The following is a 21,940-nucleotide window of genomic DNA, read 5'->3' as shown; positions in this document are numbered from 1 at the left end:
ATATTGTAATTTTAATATTATATCATTGTTAACTATAGTATTTACCTCTCTAAAGTTAATAAATATTATTTTAAATTATGCATTATAAAAAGAAGCTGTTTCAAATTAATATTTAAATACAGCTTCTTTTTTATTTATACTATAAAGATAAGTATATGTTAAATTAAATATAGAAAATTTAAGTCTTTCTATTTTTTAAATCCATCATAACAAAGTCCATATGGTTTTGGTTTAATATATTTACCTTTACCTTTTTCACCTACAAATTTTCCTCTTTGAGCTACAAGTTTACCACGTAAAAATACCTTATCGGCTATACCATGTTTTTCAAATCCTTCAAAAGCTGCATAGTCAGTACCTTCATAACTATCAGCATGTGTGATAGTTCCCCTATAAGAAGGATCATATATTACGATATCTGCATCTGACCCTGGAAGTATAGCTCCTTTTTGAGGGTATAATCCTACTACTTTTGCTGGCGTAGTTGAAAATATATCTACAAATCTTTGTCTTGAAATCTTTCCTTTTTCTACACCTTGAGTCCAAAGCATAGCCATTCTATCTTGTACACTAGGACAACCATTAGGAATTTTTGCAAAATTATTTAGCCCATCTTTTTTCTTTTCAAATCCACCTTTAACAGCTGCATGATCTGAACCTACAGCAACTAAATAATTATTTTTTATTGCATCCCACATAGCATCAAGATGTTCGTCTGTTCTAAGTGCTGGAGAACAAACATATTTAGCTCCTTCAAAATTTGGTTTTTCTAAGAAGGATTGATTTAAAGTTAAATAATGAGTACATGTTTCTCCGTATACTGGAAGACCTTTCTCATGAGCAGCCTTAATGTGTTCCATAGCACCTTTTGATGAAACATGAACTACAAATAATGGACACCCAGCAAGTTCTGAAATATAAATAGCCCTTTGTGTAGCTTCATCTTCAACAATAGGAGGTCTTGAGTATGCATGGTAAACTGGGTCAGTTTTCCCTTCAGCTAATAACTGATTTTGAAGAGTGTATACCATATCTCCATTCTCAGCATGGACCATAATAGTTATTCCATAATCCTTAGCTATTTGCATACCTTTAAATATTAAATCATCTGGTACCATAAACGGAGTGTATTTATATGCCATAAAAAATTTAAGAGTTGTAATACCTGAATCAACCATCTTAGGAATTTCTTCTAATAAACTTTCACTAATATCCATAACCATCCCATGGAATGAATAATCAGAAGATGATTTACCCTGTGCAAGTTCTTTATTTTGGATATCAATGGATTCAATTACACCCTTACCTTTTATTTGAGGAGCAAAATCGACTATAGTGGTTGTCCCTCCAACTAATGCTGCATGAGATGTTTCAAAAGAAAGTGTATCAAAAGATCCCATGTGAACATGTTCATCTACTCCACCTGGCATTACATATTTTCCAGAAGCATCTATTACTTCATGTCCCTTAGAATTTAAATTAACTCCTATTTCTATAATTTTTTCATCTTCGATAAGTATGTCTCCAACAAACTCATCATTAGCTGATACAATAGTCCCATTTTTTATAATTATCCCCATAAACACTCTCCTCCTTAAAACAGGAGGTACCTTATAAAATGCACCTCCTGTTTAAATAAATTATTTATTATTGAACTTTAAGTAAACTATTATCTATCAGCTCTTCTAGATGGCTTAGTATATACACTTGGATCTATTCCTTCTAAGTACTTAACAACTTCTTCAACAGAAACAACATCACAGAATTTAGCTTCCATATCAAATAAGTTCCACTCTATAACTCCAGGAACTCTATCTCCTATTGTTCCTCTTGGCACTATAGTTTTAAATCCATATCCAGTAGAATCCATAACAGTGTGTCTAACACATGCACATGCAGTAGCTCCCATTACTATTAGAGTATCTACACCTAGGTAAGTAAGAGTTTGAGCTAAATGAGTTCCAAAGAAGTTAGATGCATACTTCTTATGTATAACTGGCTCTTCTGGTCTTGGCTTTAACTTAGGATCTATGTCCATCCAATCTGAATTTATGTCAAGAGCACTCATAGGTATTTTTTCATCCCATCTTGGAAGATCCCATTGTTTCTCTCCAACATATCCAGTTGTAGTGTGGAATATAGGTACTCCAACTTTTCTTCCTGCTTCTAAAACTTTAAGAGCTTCTGCACAAACCTCTTCAGAGTGGTCACAAGTAAATGGATGCCCCTCACTCATCCAAGCTTTAGCCATATCAACAGTTGTTATAGCTGGAGCTTTACCATAACCCATCTTTCTCATAAATCCTCTTTCTTTATATACTTCTCTTGCTTCATCAAATGCCTTTCTTAGTAATTCCTCATCAAATCCATATTCATCAACAAACTTGTAATCTTTATTTTTAGCCATAATAAAATCTCCTCCCCAAATACTTTTTATTATTTTATTAAGGAAACTTTTCCTTTGCCTTTATATATAGCAAAGTTCATGCCAAAAATAAATTTAATGAAAACCTAGCTATATAGCCAAATTTTATTTCATCAAATACTTTTTCTTTGCAATTTTGCAAATAAATTTTACTTAATTCGCAGACTTTACCTAGATTTCAGTTTTTTAAAAATGCAAAGTAAATTAACTTTTTGCAATTTTGCAAATAAAATACAGATTTTAACTTAAAATTTTTTATATAAATATCATTTTTATTTTTATCTATTTATCTTATGTAAATTTTAATTTATACTTATTCATTTTTCTTGATAATGTAGAGTAATGTATCCCCAAAACTTCTGAAGCCTCTTCTAGAGTGTGATATTTTGAAATTGTATCTTCTATTATTGTTTTTTCATACAATCCCATAAGGTGATTTAACTTTTCTTTTCTTATAATACTATTTCCACTTTTATAATCAGAAATCATTATTTGAGATAAAATTTTACCAGGTATGGTTTCTACTTCTATAGTTTTCTCACTTAATATAAATAGGTATTCAACCATATTTTCAAGTTCTCTAACATTACCTGGATAATTATATTTTAAAAGATAATCCATTGCTTCTTTAGATATGCTTTTATTTGTTTTATACTTTTTATTTAGTTTTTTAATGAAATGTTTTATTAATATTTCTATATCCTCACGTCTTTCTCTAAGAGGTGGTATTGTAACAGGAAATACATTAAGTCTAAAATAAAGGTCTTCTCTAAATTTCCCATCTTTAACTTCTTGCTCTAAATTTCTATTTGTAGCTGCAATAACTCTTATATCTAATTTTATGCGATTTTTCCCCCCTACTCTGGTAATTTCTTTTTCTTGAATAGCGCGAAGTAGCTTTGATTGCACAGAAAGTTGAAGTTCTCCTATTTCATCAAGAAATAAGGTTCCTCCATTTGCAAGTTCAAAAAAACCTAGTTTCCCATTACTAGAAGCTCCAGTAAATGCTCCTTTTTCATATCCAAATAGTTCTGATTCAAATAGTTCCTTTGGTATTGCAGCACAGTTTACTTTTATAAATATATTATCTTTTCTCGGGCTTAAACTATGAATATATTTACTTAATACTTCCTTTCCTGTTCCTGACTCTCCATATATCATTACTGTTGAATCAAACATTGCAACTTTGCAAGCAAGTTTTGCTGTATCTTTCATTGCATTACTTTCAAATATAAATTCTTCATCTTTGTTTATTAATTTTTTTAAATGAGTTATCTCTTGGTTTACTTTTTCTTCTTTAGCAGCACGCTCCTTAATTTCAGACTTTAATTTCACAAGTTCATCAATATCTCTAGTGTTATTTATTACTCCTATTATTTTTTTATTATTATCAAAAATAGGTTTTGCAGAGCTAAATGCCGACTTACCAGTGACATATTTATGTATTGTGGAAATAGACTTACCACTTTTTAAAACTTCTAAAGATATTGCTTTGTTTATGATTTCATTCTTTAAAAGTAATGAAAGGTTTTTATCTATAATATCCTTTTTTTTAAGTCCTGTAATATCTTCATATTTAGAATTTACATATATTATGTTTCCTTGTCCATCAGTAATTAAAATTCCATCAAAAGCTGAATCAAGGGCTTTTTTATAAAAACTAATAACCAAGACTTACTCCCCCTTTGTTAAAGCTAGTCATTTTTTAAGTTTCTTTGTTTTATAATGTATTCTATTAAAAAGGATTATTTTCCTTCTATAAATAGTTTCTGTATTAAAATAAAAGGGGCTGGCTCATTAAATAATTTATTAATTATTTAATGAGCCAGCCCCTTTTTAACACTTTTAATTAGTCTATTACAATTTAAATTCATATTCAAAATAAGTAATATTATAAATTTATAATATTAGATTATTATACCTTCAAAATGATCTACTTCATGTTGGATAATCTGTGCTGTAAATCCAGTAAATGCTTGTTTATGCTTTTTAAAGTTTATATCTAAATACTCTACTTCTATATTTTCATATCTTATTGTTTTTCTAAATCCTATTAATGATAAACAGCTTTCTTCAGCTTCATATGGTTTTTCTTTTTTTAATATAACTGGGTTTATCATAGGCACTATAATACTCCCTACAGTAAATACTAGTATACATTTTTTTACTCCTATCATATTAGCAGCCATACCTACACAGTTATTTAGATTTGCATTTAATGTATCTATTAAATCATTAACAACTCCTACATCATCTTTCGTTGCAATTTCTGATTTCTGTGCTAGAAATGATATGTCTTTTACAATATTTCTTATCATTTTATCCAACCTTTCTAATTTATCCTAAATTATTTTAGCTTTCATTTTTATTTTATACTTTTAAATTATACTATAATATTTTGTATTAGTAATTATAAGACTCTTTATTGAATATATTTTCATTTATATAAAATAAACACTATAAAATAAATTAGCTTTATTTCATAGTGTTTATATAAAGTTCTTTTACTAAAATATTTAATAATGATAAAATTAGGTTATTATCTATGTTATTTTTTAATCTAATATTTTGTTTAGTTCATGTGTTATCTTAATACATCCAGCTTCACTCATGTGATCAAAATCTATAAAATCATCTTCTTCAAATATATCCATTTTAGAAAAATCAACTAACTTAACTTCATATTTTTCTTTTATACCATCTATGATTTTATAAAATTCATCTTCATATGTTTTGTTTATAAACTTACTATAATATTTAGTAGTTGGAAATACAACTATTACAGGTTCTACCCCTTTTTCTTCTAAAAAGTTTATAAAATCATTAAATATATAATTATATTCTTTTTTAGTTTCAGTATACTTAGATAGGTCATTATGTTGGCTTGCTCTAATTTCACCTAATCTATATTTTTCATCATCGATAATACTGCTTAATTTAACTCCACGTAAAATACTAATCATTTCTCTTCTAAGATTTTTATTAAAGTATCCGTTATTTTCTCTATATAATAAATCTATAAAGTGCTTATCTAAAAATTCTAAATTGAATATATAATCTATTACATTATTATTTAATATGTTTCTTAGATTTGAAATTTCTATAGTATCTACTTTCTCTGAGTTATGTTTATCTTTTAATATAGGATAATATAAATATTTAACCATATTAGTAGAATATTCACTTTTACATTTAGATAAATCATGATTTACTAGATAATATCCAGCTCCTATAATACATCTTTTTATATTTTTATTATTGTTTATGACTTTCTCTGCTAGTTTATAAGAATAATATAAATCTTGACTAGATATAGATAAATTTTCTGATATATTTGATAAAAGCTTACTATCTATACCTGTTAATGGATACGAGTTCCCAACTACTAATGTTTCTATATTCTCACGTTTACACTTTTCTAGAGTTTTTGACAAATAATTGTAATCATAATTTTCATAATATATTTTTTCACTTATTACAAACATATCATTCATTAATTTATCGTAATATAATACATCATTAAAATATAAGTTAAAGTCTAAATTACTATCTACAGTTTCTTCACTTACTATTAATATTTTAATTTGGTCATTCTTTATTTCATTGTTTAAATGTATGTATTCATTAATATCATCTATATATGTAATACTTTTATTTGTACATCTATTAATTATATTATATTTATCTTTTCCATAAAAATATAAATTAACTTCTATACTATTAATATCTTCTTTTAAGTCAAATAAGGCTTTAATTAAATTATCTATTCTATTTTTTTTATCTATACATAAGTCTATGCTTTTATTATTGAAGTTCTCTATTATATTTACTACTACATCTGCTAATTTATTAAATGAATCTAGGTAATCATACTGAAGGTTATTTTGTATAAAATCAGCTATAGCATTAATTATTTCTATCTCCATATCTGTATTTATATCATCTTCATTTAATATACTTATAATCCTATCAATTATATTATTTCCATTTACATATTTATGTAAATTGTATTGATTGTTCATAGTTTTTTCTTATCTCCCCATAAATTTTTGTTATAAATTGTTTAATAAACTATGGATACTATCCCATACCCTAGCACTTGATTTATCATCTTTATGATAATAAAAAATATCTCTGATAGTATTTCGTTCTTTTTTATAATACTCTTTATCACTGATACATTTAATTATTTCTTCAGATAAACTATCTTGTTTTTGTACTTTAGGTCCTGCTGCCCAAAAATCATAAGGTTGTAAAATTATCCCTCTTTCTTTTTCATATATCTCCATATCTGTATTTACAAATATTGTAGGCTTATCCATAAATAAAAAATCTCCGTATATACTTGAATAATCAGTAATTAAAATATCAGCTGCATTTAAAACTTCATACAGATCTAAATCTTTATTTTCTAAATCATCATTGGATATAAATATCATGTTATCTAAATTTCTATTTTTCACTCTATTTGTGATACTTCTTTCTTCTCCATGGTGTACCTTTGATATACAAATTATATTATTATCTATTAAAAATTGGTTGAATTCCTCATAGTCAAAATCTTTTATTTTTATAGCATCATTAAGTTCAGTTGAACCATTTTCTATACCTGAATTCTCATGCACATAAAATGTTGGCATATTAAAAATAACTTTTTTATTTTCTAAAGATATTCCTAATAATTTTTCTAAATTACTTTTTCCGTCAGATAACATAACAAGATCTGTTCTAGGATTTCCTGTTATTTCATATTTATCTTCTGGTGTAGCAGTAAATGCACTTGTTAACAACATACACATTTTAGATGGAGTAAATATTTTATCTATTTTTTTATATTCTTCTGGAGTGAATGAAAATTCCTTATTTTTCTTATCCATTAATCCACAGCCTTTAAAACCTACCTCTCCATGACCTACCTCAATATTGTAAGTAAGTTTAGGGTAAACATTACAAAATGTATTAAATCCTGAGATAGTAATAGGTGATATTATAGGTACTTTAACTATATTTTCTATGTCATAAACATCAGTACCTTTAATAACATTTAGTTTATACTTATGTTTATATTTTTGTGGAATATACTTTATTAATGCGTATACATTTGAATCAGCTGCATTAAATCTATTCAATGTTACTGTTCTTTTGTAATCTTCATTTTTTAAACCTGTCATAGTTTCATTATCTATCTCAATAAGTTTTAATTTTCCCTCATGAGAAATTAATATAAAGCACTTATCTATTCCCTTTGTTGCCATGCTTCTTGTTATATTTATATAATTTATATCATAAGGAACTATTATATCAAAATCTGAATGGTTATAATTAGATAAAAAATTATCTATACTTATAATCTCTTTATTTGTAACTACATAGTCATCTTTTATATAAGCCCAGTTATATGATGTATTATTTTCATATAAACTTTGTATATCCTCTTTTCTAATATGGTTAAAATCACCTGCTATATATGTTATTAAACTGGCATTATCCTTTTCCATATAAGCATTGGTTTTAGATTCATTTAATACTTTTATATAATTTTTTGATGATTCTTCATATTGATATAAATTATTTATATCATTTATATAATTTATGTCATTGATATACCTTAACGATATGCTTGCATTTAAAACAGATTTTAATTTTTCTCCTGTAATCATATATGTATATATTAAATTAAAATATGCATCTATATAATTGCACTTAATATCAATTGAAGTTTTATAACAACTTATTGCTGCTTCATATTCTTTTATTTGTGAACATAGAATACCTCTTAAATTCCAGTACTCCGCATTATTTAAATATTGTTTTTCATTTTCGATTATGCATTTATAAGCATTTTCTATATCATTTTTTTTTATTAATTCTTCTATCTTATTTATAATTTCCATCTAGCTAATTCTCCATCGTCTAATAATTTATAACAATTAGGTTTTATATTTAACATTTAGATATCTTACATTTTTCTTAAAATATATATTTTATATTAATTAAAATAGTTTTTATTTATTAAATTCTATCGAGATACATAAAAAATATGGGCACTCTTGTATATAAAGAATGAACCCACTTTTAATAGAGCGGTATATATAATAAAAACCATTTTATCTTTAAACTCTAAGCTTTTAACTAATTTAAATTAATTATTTCAATCTTTTTACTTTTCAACAGGTAAAATAAATTTATAATTTCCTAGCTAAGTTTTACCTATTTTATCATATTTAATATATACGGATTCCTTTTCTGATGTTTTAATTTTTGTTAAGTACATCAAGTACTCAATAAATAAATTTAATTATAATAATATACTTTATATCGAAATACTCTTATGGCTTATTCAATCTAGTATATAGTAGATATAATTCTTAATCCTGTTGTTTTTTCCATATTCTAATGTAGTGCACCAAAACTACACTTAGCATATTTTTATGTACTTTTACTATCTTTCTAAAATATTTTCTAAACAAAGTATTTTAATGATTTTATATGTATGTTGTCGCAAAAACAAAAACCATCTATATATTTTAGGTATCAAAATTTGTTTAGAATTTAGAATAAAATTCAAATTCACTAAAAAGTTATCTATACTAAAAAACACTACTCTATTCTTAAAATCTCAACTAAATTTTATAATTAACTTAATATTTCGTTTTATAATATTTTTACCCTAATATACTTATATTTCCATTTACACAGAAGCCAAAATAACTATTCATATGATTATATAATCTATAAACATTTATTTTCATAGCCTTAGTGTAGCTCCAAAAGCAACTCCAACTACAGGTTTTAAGTCAAATCTTATTTAGTTTTTTCTAATATAATTTTATAAATTTTTTAATATCCAATTCTATTCCTTATCTTTCATGATTTAATATATTTTCCAATTCTATTTTTTAATAAAAATAATTATTAAAACTTTTTGTATTATTTCATCGTCTATTATATATACCCTAGGTTTTTTATAGATCTATTCTGTAAATTAAATTAATACATCACAAGGAGAATCAAAACAATGTTTAAAAAAATTAAGCAACTATTTATTTGTTTATTAAGTATTTCAATGATAATTATATTTTCATCATCCAATTCATACGCATCTTTATTGATTGGAGGAGATGAATTTGAAATAATTAGTGAGGATATGCTCCAAAAAGATCCCTCTGGATCTGATAGACCATACTTTTCTTTAGTTGAAATTATGACAAAATTATCCGGAATTAAATCAGATGATAAAAAAGAAAATACATTCCAGTATATAATTTCAGCTAATAATAAAAAGGATATTATAACTTTTAATAAGAATACTTTTCAAATTAATGTAAATGGCAAATTGCTAAAAGATAAGTACTATGAAAAAGATAATAAAATATATGCACCTTATAGTATTTTTGAAAAAATGAATACCTCTACTGCCATAGAATCTGGACTTATGGATAAATTTATCGTTAATTCGTCTGCCCCTAAGTATAATGATGTATCTGTTTATAACTTAGGTAAGGATAAGTATGTATTACCGGATAATGTATATAACATATTAGAGGAAGGAAATCCTTCAAAGTACATATCATACAATAATAATGGCTCTATTACTGTTCCTGAAGGAAAAAAATTACCTTTAGTAATCTTTTTACATGGTTCATACCAAGGAGATGGACTATCAACATATTTTGATGTTGGTTTTTCAAGTAATATGAAATCACTAGCAAAAGAAAAATTTGTATCACTTGGTTTAAATTTAACACCAATATACTATTTAGACTCTTCAGATTCTGATAAGAGTTCACTAAATAATACACAAAAAGATTTATTTAGTAAAATATTAAAACAACATGTTAAGCCACTTTTAAATAGTGTTAATAATGGTGATAAAAGTCCTTATGGCTTTGATATGAAGGATAAAATTGATTTTAACAATGTTATTCTTGTTGGACATTCAAGAGGTGGTCAAAACTTATTTTTAGCTAATAAAATATTAAAAGAAATAGGTCTTAATATTAAAGGAAATATTTCAATTGCACCAGCAAACTACTGGCAAGATTTTAATAACTATGATGATATTCCTACAGGAATTATATTACCACAACTTGATGGAGATGTTATTACATTAGACGGTCGTAATATATTTGATAAAATCCGTTTGCAAAAAAGAAGCAGTGACCTTCAACTACTATATTTATACTCTGCTAATCATAATAACTTTAACTCTACAATTTTTGGTGAGGATAATTCATTCGTTGACGCTAAAGGTAATACACTAAAAGAACCTATGTCAATTAAAGAACAGCAAAATTTTTCAAGCAAATATATTGTAAACTTTGCTAAATCCTGTATTGAAAAAGGAAGCCTATCAGGAATAATGCCTAGTGAAGATGGAACTTTATATAATCAAAAGGTATTAATGAGTTTTGTTAAAGGAAAAAGTAAAGTATTATTTGATTCAAGTTCGGATTCTAACTCTAAAATGATTTCTGGAAGCTTTAAGAAAATTATAGCAAGCACAGATGATAAAAAAAATACTGCTGGGAACGTAAGATTGCCAGGGATTTCAGATAATTATCCTCTGATATCACTTGAATTTAAAAATACAAGTGATAAAGTTAATTTTAAACTTCCAGAGTCTAATGATTTTACTAAGTTTGATACGATTTCTTTTGAAATCATGCAAGATTCAACAAAGCCTATTAACAAAGGTAAAAATCAAATGCTAGATATAACTCTTACTGATAAAAACGGTAAATTCCATACTATTTCTACACCTAAAGATACCTATTCATTACAATATCAACCGGGTAAAATGACAAGTATAGCACTAAGAGATGAGTATGCTAAAACAATGTATTCAAATATTACACCACTTTCAACGCTTATGATCCCTCTTAGTGAGTTTAATAATAAAGTAGATCTTTCAAAGATTTCTACAGTTGAGATATCACCATCTAAATCAACTGGGCAAGGTAGTTTTATACTACAAAGTATGTATTTATCTTCTATAAATAGTAATTCACAAGCTAAAGGGCTAAATTTAAATTCAATAATTATTTATGTTTTAGCCTTTGCTGTATCATTTACTATTTTATTTATATTAACAAAGAAAATAATTAAACATAAGACAAACTAATCTTTTGTTTAATAAAACAATAATAGCTATCACATAATAAATTTAATTCTTTATGTGATAGCTTATTTTATTTTTACACTTATCAAATATTAAAATAGAACAATCAAAATACAATATTAGTCATATTTTTTTAAATTTATACTTTAATAAACTAAACCCCTTAATTTAAAAAGGTTATTGGTACCTATACCAATAACCTTTAATAAATTTTAATTTTAGGTATGATTTATAAAAATCATATTCATTATTATTCTATAAAATTATATTTAAAATCCTTGGCTATTAAATGAATTTTCTTGATCATTTTTTAAGTTGAATTGATCAATAAGTTCTTTTAACATTTGAGCTTGACTTGATAACTCTTCACTTGAAGCAGCACTTTCTTCAGCGGTTGCTGAATTAGCCTGTACAACTGTAGATATTTGTTCTACACCAATATTTACATTATCAATATTCTGAGCTTGTTCATTACTTGCATCTGCTATTTCTTGTATAATTTTTGATGACTCTTGTGATCTATAAACAACTTCCTCAAGAGATTTTGCAGTTTCTGAAACAATTATTGTACCATTTTCTATTGCTATAAGTACCTTTTCAATTAAATCAGATGTATCTTTTGCACTTTGTGCAGATTTTGAAGCAAGATTTCTAACTTCATCTGCAACAACTGCAAATCCTTTACCAGCCTCACCAGCACGCGCTGCTTCTACTGCTGCATTAAGTGCTAAAATATTCGTCTGGAATGCTATACTATCAATATTTTTTATTATATCTCCGATTCTGTTTGATGTATTGCTAATTTCATCCATTGCAGCAATCATTTCTTGCATTTGCTCTTTTCCTCTATCTATAGCAACACTTGATTTCATAGATATTTCTCTTGCTCTTACTGCATTTTCTGCATTTTGCTTTACATGTAATGCAACTTCATTTATAGTTGCTGAAAGTTCTTGAGTTGAACTTGCTTGTTCTGTAGCTCCTTGTGAAAGTACTTGTGCACCTTCTGACAATTGATTTGAACCAATTGCAACTTGTTCACCTGCTACATTTATTTGTATTAAAGTACTATTTAAACTATCTAAAATTTTATTTACAGCTACTAACATAGGTTCAAAATCATTAACAAATAAATCATTTAATTCATCATTATCTGCATTAACATCTAAATTACCACTACTAATTTCAGTTAATATATATGTTAGAGCATTTATCATTTTTCTAAAATCATCAACTATTTTTGTTGTAGCGTCTGCTACTAGCCCTATCTCATTATCTTCATCTACAATTGCAGTTTCTGAATTCAAATCACCTTCAGCTAACATTTTTAGTCTTTCACTGCATTCTTTTAATGGGTTACCTATTTTATTTGAAAGCTTCATTGCTCCAATAAATGCTACAATTGTAAATACTATAGCTAATATTACTGTAATTATAATTGAAGTATACATATCTCCAAGGAAATCATCTTTATTTGTCGTTATACCTATCCCCCAACCATCACTATGTTTTATTGGCGCATATCCTAGGACCTTACCTTTACCATCATAGTTTAAGTTAAAGTATCCTGTTTCTCCTGAAATAACCTTTTTATCTGCCTCTGCAAAAGGTATTAAACTCTTATCTGTTTCTGCTTTTTTTATAGTATTTTGTCCACCAATAAGGCTATCATCCTTAGCCGCAATTGTTGTTCCTTCTTTATCTAGAAGATAAGGATAACTATTTTCGCCTATTTGTATATTAGAAACAATGTCTTTTAGGAAATCTTTATTTACATTAAAAGTTACAACCCCTACTATTTTACTACCTTGTACTCCATTTTCCCAAATAGGTGCTGCAACTAGCATTGTAGGTTTTCCTGTTGTTTTACTAATAATAGGACTGCTCATATATGATTTTCCTGACATAGCAATTTTAAAATATTCTCTATCAGAATAATCTTTACCACTAAAAGCATCTATCCCTTTTAGATCTAAAATGTGACCTAATGCTAATCCATATAGCTTTTCCTGTCTAGCTATAATATTTTGCTTTTCTTCTTTACTTACCTTTGGATCTGAAATCTCTTTAATAATCCCTGTTTGAATTGCTGCATTTTCAAGATTTATAATTTTTTGAGAAACAGTTTCAGAAGCTTGCTTAGTTGTTTCTACAATTGCCTTTGATAAAATATTATTAGAAGTCTTGTAATTTAGAAAGCTTGTAGTTGCTCCTAATAATAAACAGCAAATAACTACAAAACAAGAAATAATTAATGTAAGCTTAGTTTTTATACTTTTACTTTTGTCATTACGTTTGTGCCCTAACTTAAATTTCATTTTTATTTATCTCCCTTTATTATTTTACTTTCCTTATTGATTTTATTGGTGTTACTAACAAATTTAACTATTAAGGTCTTAATTATTTATGCACTAGAGTACTCTTCTTATGAAAATTGCTAAATTTTACCTTTTTATTTTATAAAACAAAAGAGCATTAACATAAATATATTAATACTCTTTTATAAAATAAATTTGTGTAACTAGCTAACTAAAAAAGTTCCTCTAGATTTGCATTTCTAAATCACCTTGATTTTTATAATTTCACAGTTAAATTTATAATATATATTAATATAATCGGACGTTATTATAAATAATGTAGAGGTTATGTGCATTTTTATTAATATATATAAAAATATTCATAAATTATAAAATTTTCATACATATTCCATTCAAGCTCCTTGATAATATAACCTACAGTATAAATTTCTAATTAAATATAAGCCTAGAAACTTTAATCTTATAAGCAAAATAACTTATATAACTATCGTTTATTTTGTTACTATTCCTAAAAAATATATGATGAATCCTTAAGGTTATATAATATATTTCTTAAGTAAATAATTTTATTTTTATTTTAAATATAAAAAAAGACCTCCTATAGTTTAATTTCACTATAGAAAGTCAGTTCTTTAATTAATACACAGATTTTTATTTCTTCAAATTTTGATATTCTTTAAGGTATTTATTATACTTATTTGAAGTTATAGTCTCATATATATTCCACGCTACTATTACACAGCCTACCATAAAAAAATACCACACAGTACAAGCTACAAACCTTTCAATACTTCCCATTGGATTTGCAGGACAATGGCTTAATGAATTCATAGTTAAAATATAAAAAGCAATAATAGTTGCTATTAGCTTTGTTCCTTGAGATATATTTATAGGAATTATATCAGTAAAGCATATGATTACTGCTAAAGCGAAAAATGCTACATATACAATTATTTGCTTAAAAAATCCCATTGGAATAACATCAAATCCATGAATATACTTATAAATGTATGCAAGTACTACAATTGCTCCTATAACTGAAAATGCAAATACTACTACATTCATCAATTCTTTTAATTTACTATCATAATTATTACTCAATCATATCACTCCCAACCAATTAATTTTCTAAAATCTTTTACATTTCGCCTTGATATTATAAGTTTTTCTTTATTTTCAAGCGTTACAAGTAGATTTCTATTTAACAATATATTTATATCTTTTATGTACATTACATTGACTATAGTGCTTTTACTTGCCCTAAAAAAAGAAAATTCCTTAAATCTCTCTTCTATCTCATATAACCTTAATGAACATTCTAAAACTTTATCTCTTAGATATACAAAAGTTCTTTTATCAACACTTTCTATGTAATAAATTTCTTCAGGTGTAATCATTATTTTCTTACAATCTAAAGATGCACATAGTTTCATGTTTATATTTTTTATAAATCCTTTTATCCTTTTTATTTCTTGATTTTCTTCTCTACAATATATAACAACTTTATCTTCAATTAAATCTTCTTGTTTCTCAATTATAACATTCATTATTCATCTCCTATTTACTTCATAATAATTAAGTTCTAAGAATAAAACAATCATTCTTAACTATCTGGTCATATGTTAATACCATACGGACAAAATACCATAGAAGTAAACTATACTTTTATTGTTTTTTTAATCTATAAATAAAAAAACACATTGACCATTACATCAATGTGTTTTTGTTATTTTTAATTGTAGATATGATTCATTAACATCATACCCATAGTTTCCTTATTTATTTTTATTTCTTATATAATTAAGCATTAGCTTTCTCTTTTGTGTTATGAGCATTCCAAGTAAATGATAAAAATACTATTGCTAAGACTGAAGATATTATTAGCATTATAAAACCTCCATCCCAATTAAACTTATCAACTACCATCCCCATTGCAACCTCAGCTAAAACCTGTCCTCCCATATACCCAAATAAGCCTGTAAATCCTGCTGCAGTTCCGGCTGCCTTTTTAGGTACAAGGTCTAGTGCACTTACTCCTATTAACATAACAGGTCCATAAATTAAAGCTCCTATTGATGCCAATGCACAATTTATAGCAAGTGGACTTGTACTTTTCCAATATACCATTGTTGCTATAGCTACTCCAACCATACATATTACACCCATTGGAGCACGTCTACCATGGAATATATGGTCACTAATCCATCCAACTATAATAGTTCCAGGTATAGCTGCATACTCAAATAATGCAAATGCTATAGAAGAATCTTTTGGGTTAAAATTTCTAACTTCTTGAAGATATGTAGGAACCCAATTTATAACACCATATCTAACCAAATATACAAAAACGTTTGCAATAGCTATACACCATAATAATTTATTATTTAATACATACTTAAATAAAATTTCCTTAGCAGTAAGTTCTTCTTCAGCATTTACACCCTCAACCTCATACTCTGGATAATCATTTTTAAATTCTTCAATTGGTGGTAATCCAACAGATTGTGGAGTATCTCTTGCAAATATAGTATATACTACTCCACCTACAATCGCTATTATTGCTGGTAAATAGAAAGTACCTTTCCATGTTCCAAATAATGAAACTCCAATTAATGCAATTGTAGCTATAAATCCTCCACCTATATTATGGGCAGTGTTCCAAATAGACATTTTTACACCACGTTCCCTATCTGAAAACCAGTGAGTCATTATCCTACCACATGGAGGCCATCCCATTCCTTGAAACCATCCATTTAATAACATTAAAACAAACATAAAAGCAACATTAGTTGCATTTGGTAAAAATAAATTTACTACCCCAGACAATATAAGACCTATTGCTAAGAAATATCTTGGATTAGATCTATCTGATACATTTCCCATTACAAATTTACTAATACCATAGGATAACCCTAAAGCTGATGCAACAAGTCCTATTTCAACCTTTGTAAACCCTTGTTGTATAAGATATACCTTTGCTAAGGCAAAATTACTTCTTACAAAATAGTATAAAAGATATCCTACATAAATACTTATAAATATCTGAATACGATACCTTTTATAAGTTGGAGCTATCTCTTCTTCTGGTAACCTTTTAACAAATGGTGCTGGCTTTAAAAATTTTAACATTAAAGATCCTCCTTTTACGCTAAAAAAGAGCCAAGCTAAGCCTATATTAGTACTATTAACTAATGTTAAGGCTTGTGCTTGACTCCAATTCTCTAACGCACTTTATATTATATTTTCTCTAAATTTTTTATCTCTAATATAAAATTAGCACATATTAACTTATTCTTCAACATTTTCCAATAAATAGCTTGCTAACGTTTACCCTAAATTTATTTAATTCTCAATATGAACTCTATAATTATTCCTTTATTTTACATATTGTTTATACATTTTAGCCCCTCTGTTCTTTTATTTCTATATCTACGGCTTTAGTTATTTTGTATATTGTTTCTTCTTTGTGTTCCTGTTTGGTTTATTGATCTTGATACTATTGATTTTCCTAGGTTGCTTTTATTTGCTAGTTTAGTTATTGAGTAGCCTTTTTTAGCATGTGTAGTTTTATTAGTTTTATTAGTTTTGTGTTGGGTTTGTAGTTAATCATTTCCTCCTACTTTGTTTCGTTTTGTCTTATGAGGTCATAATAGCACTTTGGGATGTAAATTTTCAAATAAAGTATTTTAAAAAATATTTGAAGAAATTATTTTACTAATTTTAAATCTAGATTGATAGTAAAATAAAAAAGATATTAGTAATTACTAATATCTTTTTTATTTAATAGTGGAGATGAATCCAATGAATAATTTCCACGATTTTATTATTACTTCTTTAACTATCTAAGTTCGCTAAATTATCTTTAACCCTTATAGCTGAATAACTAGGCTAATTACTACTTAGGTTCGGATTAGCTTAGCAACCATATTTTAATTTTAATGTTTATTTGTAAATTTATCTTTATTTTTATTATTGTTACTTCTATTAGGTCTTCTTCTACCCCTATTATTCTTTTTAGCTGATACAGTTATATCCTCTGCACTAGATACAAAACTGTGATTTTCTACAACTTTAATCTTTTTATTTATAAGTTTTTCTATAGCCTTATACAGGTCTCTTTCTTCCATTGAACAAAATGCTGTTGCTCTACCGCTTCTTCCCGCTCTTCCTGTTCTTCCAATTCTATGAACATAAGTCTCTGCAACTTCTGGTAAATCATAATTTATTACATATGGTAGATCATCAATATCAATTCCTCTTGCAGCTATATCAGTTGCTACCAGTACTCTAATATGACCTTCTTTAAAGTCATTTAATGCTAGTTGTCTTGCATTTTGAGACTTATTCCCATGTATGGCAGTAGCATTTATTGATGATGATATTAGCTCTTTTGTTATTTTATTTGCTCCATGTTTTGTTCTTGAAAATACAAGTACAGATTCTTTTGGATTATTTTTTAATAACTCTATAAGTAAGTTTATCTTTTGCTTTTTACTTACAAAGTAAATATTTTGGTCAACCATCTCAGTTGTTGATGAAACTGGTGCAACCTCTACTCTAACTGGATTTTTAAATATTGAATCTGCTAATTTTGATATTTCTTTTGGCATAGTAGCTGAGAAAAATATATTTTGTCTAACCTTTGGAAAATAGTTCATTATTCTTTTTACATCATGTATCATACCCATATCTAACATACTATCAGCTTCATCTAAAACAAAATGCTTAACATCATTTAATTTTAAGAATTTTTGATTGTATAAATCAATCATTCTACCTGGAGTTGCTATTAGTATATCTACCCCTTGTTTTAATGCTTTAGTTTGAGCATTTTGAGATACGCCTCCAAATATCACCAAACTTTTTATATTTGTATACCTTGCATAAGCTGCAAAGTTTTCTTCTATTTGTATTGCTAATTCTCTTGTGGGTGCTAGTATTACCGCTTTTATAGTTCTTTTGCCTTTTAGGGCTTTTTTATCATTATATATTTGTTGTATTATAGGAATTGCAAAAGATGCAGTTTTACCAGTACCTGTCTGCGCACATCCTAACAAGTTTCTACCTTCTAATAATGGTGTTATTGACTTTGATTGTATTGGTGTTGGCTTTAAATAGCCCTCTTCTTTTAACGCCTTTTGTATCGGCTTAATTATGTCTAAATCTGTAAATAGCATTTATATCTCCTTTTTGTTTCCTTTTATATTAATCTAAATTGTTTACAAAATAAAAATAAACACTTCATATGCCATTTAATATCTAAACATAAAAAGTGCTTATCTTTTCTATTATACATCATATCCTTTAAAATAACGATATATTTATTATTTGCTACTTAATTTTAATTATTTTAGATTGCTTTCTAATTTTTTCTCTTTGGTTAATAATATCTAAATTAAATTTTCTGCTGTCTAGCGTATTCCCATTTATATGTCTAATTGAAACTTATAATTGAGCATCTAATATTACTGATTGAATATTTCTTTTAGCGCTTTTCACTTTTTTACTTTCACTAATTGTAGCTATATTTTGAACTAAATAACTATTGAAATTCAACAAGCTAAACTCTCATAGCTTTCATATTTTCTAAATATTCTTTATTTATTCTATCTATGTTTATATTCTGCTGCATTAAATAAAAAAAGATATTAATATAAATATATCAATATCTTTTCGTGTTTTTCAATGGTGGAGACGAGGGGAGTCTAATATATTATTTTTAATAGTTTTTTTACTTTTATACACTATAGTATTTCCAATATATACATTATAAATTTCATTATTTTAGATTTAGCATTTTTTGATATTATTTAAATGCAATTGTGTTATAGTTGTGTTATTTTGTGTTATGCCTATTTAAATCAATTTTAAGAAATAAAGATATAAATACTCTATTAATCATTTCAAACCCATTTAGAATAGAAAATTTTACTCCCTAAAAAGCCTATCTTAGTCCAATTTTAATATATTTTAATTTTATAATGTATAATTAGAATAAAGTAATTTTAAGGAGAGATTTTATGAAAAATATTAAAAACAATTCATTATTGTTACGTATAGCTTTAATGCTTATTTGCGTAAGTATAATTTCATACTATGTATTTAGTAACGATACTCAGATAGGTGTATTTGGAAAAATTGCTATTTTATGTGCACCTTTAGGTATATCTATGAATATAATGGATTTTATATGTAATATATGTTCTAAAAAGAATATATCTAAATCAGTATTAACTACTCTAAATATAGTGATATTTTTTGCAACAGGATTTATCTCAGGTATATTTTTAATCTAAAGTTTAAATCAATATAATTTTCTTATGATTTTAAAAAGAAGCTCAAATAGTTTAACTATCTAAGCTTCTTAAAAATCTAGAATTTTACCCTTTCCTAAATATAATATATTGAGCTTCACTTGTCCAGTAAGTATAAATAATTGTAACTAATCTCCTAATCTATCTTATTTAATTGATAAATGTTTAATCTTAATATATGAATATGTTTATGGAGTACTCCATATAAAACAACATAACTACTCTAAATAAGCGTAGTTATTTCAACACTATAGCTCAATTAAAGCTAGATTCGTCGTTTTGTAAATTAATTGATTACTCCATAAAAAAGGGTGCATCTTTATATATAAAAAATGCACCCTTTTTCAATAGAACGTTCAATATAATAAAGAACGCTTAAACTATACACCTCAGGTATTACAACACTTTTAAGTTAATTATTTAACCCTTTGTCGTTTTGTAATTATTTGTTTGTTTTGTAAATTTCTCTTATATTAAATAATTATATTAATATTTCATACCTTATATATTAACTTTATTTATATTTCTTGATTGATCCATATCAAAACCTCGCTTATTCGTGTTGTTTTGAAAAGTAAAAAAGAACCCAATTTCTAGAGTTCTTGATTATTTTACTTTATAAATATTTTATACTTACTTACTTTCTCTTTCCGAGTTATATACTTCCAATATTTTTTATTAAATATATTTTTTATATTAGTTTTAATGCCCATTAACATTATTTTAGGTAAAATTTGAGATTGTATTTTAGTTGAGCCATTACATTTTTCAATCTTTATTATAGATTCATTTTGTAGTCTCTTTAATTGCCTTTCCATAAAAAGGTTTGTAGTCGTAAATATTACATCATATGGACAATTCATAAAAAATTCTTTTAATTCATATCTAGCATATCTAACGTAACTTTGTATATTTCCATTAACTTTATTTTCTTCAAAATTATTTTTTTTAGATAACATTATAAATGTTTTTATATCTATAGATTGGTGTATAGTCTTTCTCGATCTATTTATAATTAAAAAATTATTTATTCGAATTATAAAATAATTATGAATTTTAAATATAACAATAGTTGAAATCACTATACTTAATAAAAATATAAAGTCTTGAGTTATAATTGCCCATAATATAACACTACCATACACAATATAATTTAAAATTATAAATATTTCTAAAACCATTTTTTCCCCCTATCCTCTTATAATTAATATATTCGGATGCTATTATTAAAACTCTACTTTAAAGCATATACTCTATTCTAAAATTCCAACTTTTATTATATATAAATCTTAAAAGTGAAATTCAATAATTCTATATTTAGGCATAAATAATAAGAGCTATATGACTTTATTTTTTATCATATAGCTCTATTAATATTATTCATATAATCCCCTTTTTTTCTAATCCATATAATTCTTTTATTAATCTCTTTTTCTCGTGTCTAGTAATTGTTTTTGCTGATTTCCAGTATTCTTTATATGACTTAAAATCATCTATAGTTAAAGAATCAAATTTCTTTTTAGCTTCATTATTTAAATTTAAATCAACGTAAAAATAATATTCATATGGATACCACTCTTTCAAAGTATTTCTTAATTTTTTGTAGTTTTCATCATCTGCATTTAAACAATAACCATATATTCTAAGCCATTTTAAATTCTCCTCGCTTAGCTCTTTAGGTAAATGACTTGGTCTTTCCATATATAATCCCTCTTTTGCACAATCTAACCTTAATTTATATATGAATTATATAGGTCCTATA

15 protein-coding genes are annotated in these 21,940 nt (G+C 26.0%); 2 read left to right on the top strand and 13 right to left on the bottom strand.

Going from position 1 to position 21,940, the window contains the following annotated elements; genetic code table 11:
* Positions 1 to 188: 188 nt before the first annotated feature.
* The 6 genes from hydA to ATCC9714_RS01530 form a co-directional block, all read right to left on the bottom strand.
* The gene (gene hydA / locus ATCC9714_RS01555) at positions 189 to 1,580 is read right to left on the bottom strand and encodes a dihydropyrimidinase (protein ID WP_057545592.1); all 1,392 of its coding nucleotides are present in this window, start codon (positions 1,578 to 1,580) and stop codon (positions 189 to 191) included.
* 89 nt (positions 1,581 to 1,669) lie between these two features.
* Positions 1,670 to 2,407, bottom strand: coding sequence for an isochorismatase family protein (locus tag ATCC9714_RS01550; RefSeq protein ID WP_054629634.1), 738 nt, complete (start codon positions 2,405 to 2,407; stop codon positions 1,670 to 1,672).
* Positions 2,408 to 2,716: 309 nt separating this feature from the next.
* Positions 2,717 to 4,096 (bottom strand): sigma-54 interaction domain-containing protein, encoded by a 1,380-nt coding sequence (locus ATCC9714_RS01545; protein ID WP_021130110.1) that lies wholly within the window; start codon positions 4,094 to 4,096, stop codon positions 2,717 to 2,719.
* A gap of 236 nt (positions 4,097 to 4,332) precedes the next feature.
* Positions 4,333 to 4,743 (bottom strand): peptide deformylase, encoded by a 411-nt coding sequence (locus tag ATCC9714_RS01540; RefSeq protein ID WP_057545591.1) that lies wholly within the window; start codon positions 4,741 to 4,743, stop codon positions 4,333 to 4,335.
* Positions 4,744 to 4,980: 237 nt separating this feature from the next.
* Entirely contained in the window at positions 4,981 to 6,447 is a 1,467-nt protein-coding gene (locus ATCC9714_RS01535) for a hypothetical protein (protein ID WP_057545590.1), read from the bottom strand.
* A gap of 30 nt (positions 6,448 to 6,477) precedes the next feature.
* Positions 6,478 to 8,319 carry a CDP-glycerol glycerophosphotransferase family protein gene (locus ATCC9714_RS01530; RefSeq protein ID WP_057545589.1) on the bottom strand — a complete coding sequence of 614 codons (1,842 nt, stop codon included), beginning with the start codon at positions 8,317 to 8,319 and terminating at the stop codon, positions 6,478 to 6,480.
* Between the two features lie 1,124 nt (positions 8,320 to 9,443).
* Here ATCC9714_RS01530 and ATCC9714_RS01525 point away from each other — a divergent pair.
* Complete coding sequence (locus tag ATCC9714_RS01525) at positions 9,444 to 11,549, top strand: hypothetical protein (RefSeq protein ID WP_057545588.1); 2,106 nt, start codon at positions 9,444 to 9,446, stop codon at positions 11,547 to 11,549.
* A 266-nt stretch (positions 11,550 to 11,815) separates the two neighbouring features.
* On the opposite strand, the gene ATCC9714_RS01520 is transcribed toward ATCC9714_RS01525, so the two are convergent.
* From ATCC9714_RS01520 to ATCC9714_RS01500, 5 genes are all read right to left on the bottom strand, one after another.
* Complete coding sequence (locus ATCC9714_RS01520; RefSeq protein ID WP_057545587.1) at positions 11,816 to 13,864, bottom strand: methyl-accepting chemotaxis protein; 2,049 nt, start codon at positions 13,862 to 13,864, stop codon at positions 11,816 to 11,818.
* 651 nt (positions 13,865 to 14,515) lie between these two features.
* Positions 14,516 to 14,965, bottom strand: coding sequence for a hypothetical protein (locus ATCC9714_RS01515; protein ID WP_021126478.1), 450 nt, complete (start codon positions 14,963 to 14,965; stop codon positions 14,516 to 14,518).
* Positions 14,966 to 14,970: 5 nt separating this feature from the next.
* Positions 14,971 to 15,411, bottom strand: coding sequence for a LytTR family DNA-binding domain-containing protein (locus tag ATCC9714_RS01510; protein WP_054629627.1), 441 nt, complete (start codon positions 15,409 to 15,411; stop codon positions 14,971 to 14,973).
* 253 nt (positions 15,412 to 15,664) lie between these two features.
* Positions 15,665 to 16,993 carry a glycerol-3-phosphate transporter gene (gene glpT, locus ATCC9714_RS01505; protein ID WP_054629626.1) on the bottom strand — a complete coding sequence of 443 codons (1,329 nt, stop codon included), beginning with the start codon at positions 16,991 to 16,993 and terminating at the stop codon, positions 15,665 to 15,667.
* Between the two features lie 806 nt (positions 16,994 to 17,799).
* Complete coding sequence (locus ATCC9714_RS01500; RefSeq protein ID WP_057545586.1) at positions 17,800 to 19,041, bottom strand: DEAD/DEAH box helicase; 1,242 nt, start codon at positions 19,039 to 19,041, stop codon at positions 17,800 to 17,802.
* Between the two features lie 843 nt (positions 19,042 to 19,884).
* Here ATCC9714_RS01500 and ATCC9714_RS01495 point away from each other — a divergent pair.
* Positions 19,885 to 20,160: a hypothetical protein gene (locus tag ATCC9714_RS01495; RefSeq protein ID WP_021126486.1), complete on the top strand. Its 276-nt coding sequence runs from the start codon at positions 19,885 to 19,887 to the stop codon at positions 20,158 to 20,160.
* 629 nt (positions 20,161 to 20,789) lie between these two features.
* Here ATCC9714_RS01495 and ATCC9714_RS01490 read toward each other — a convergent pair.
* Both ATCC9714_RS01490 and ATCC9714_RS01485 read right to left on the bottom strand, forming a co-directional pair.
* Positions 20,790 to 21,359, bottom strand: a complete 570-nt coding sequence (locus ATCC9714_RS01490; protein ID WP_057574352.1) for a hypothetical protein — start codon at positions 21,357 to 21,359, stop codon at positions 20,790 to 20,792.
* Between the two features lie 199 nt (positions 21,360 to 21,558).
* A complete protein-coding gene (locus tag ATCC9714_RS01485) occupies positions 21,559 to 21,879 on the bottom strand; it encodes a hypothetical protein (RefSeq protein ID WP_057574353.1) in 321 nt (106 codons plus the stop codon).
* Positions 21,880 to 21,940: the final 61 nt, after the last annotated feature.

The organism is Paraclostridium sordellii, from assembly GCF_000953675.1.
Classification (GTDB): domain Bacteria; phylum Bacillota; class Clostridia; order Peptostreptococcales; family Peptostreptococcaceae; genus Paraclostridium; species Paraclostridium sordellii.
This window is presented reverse-complemented; position numbering and strand designations above follow the sequence as displayed.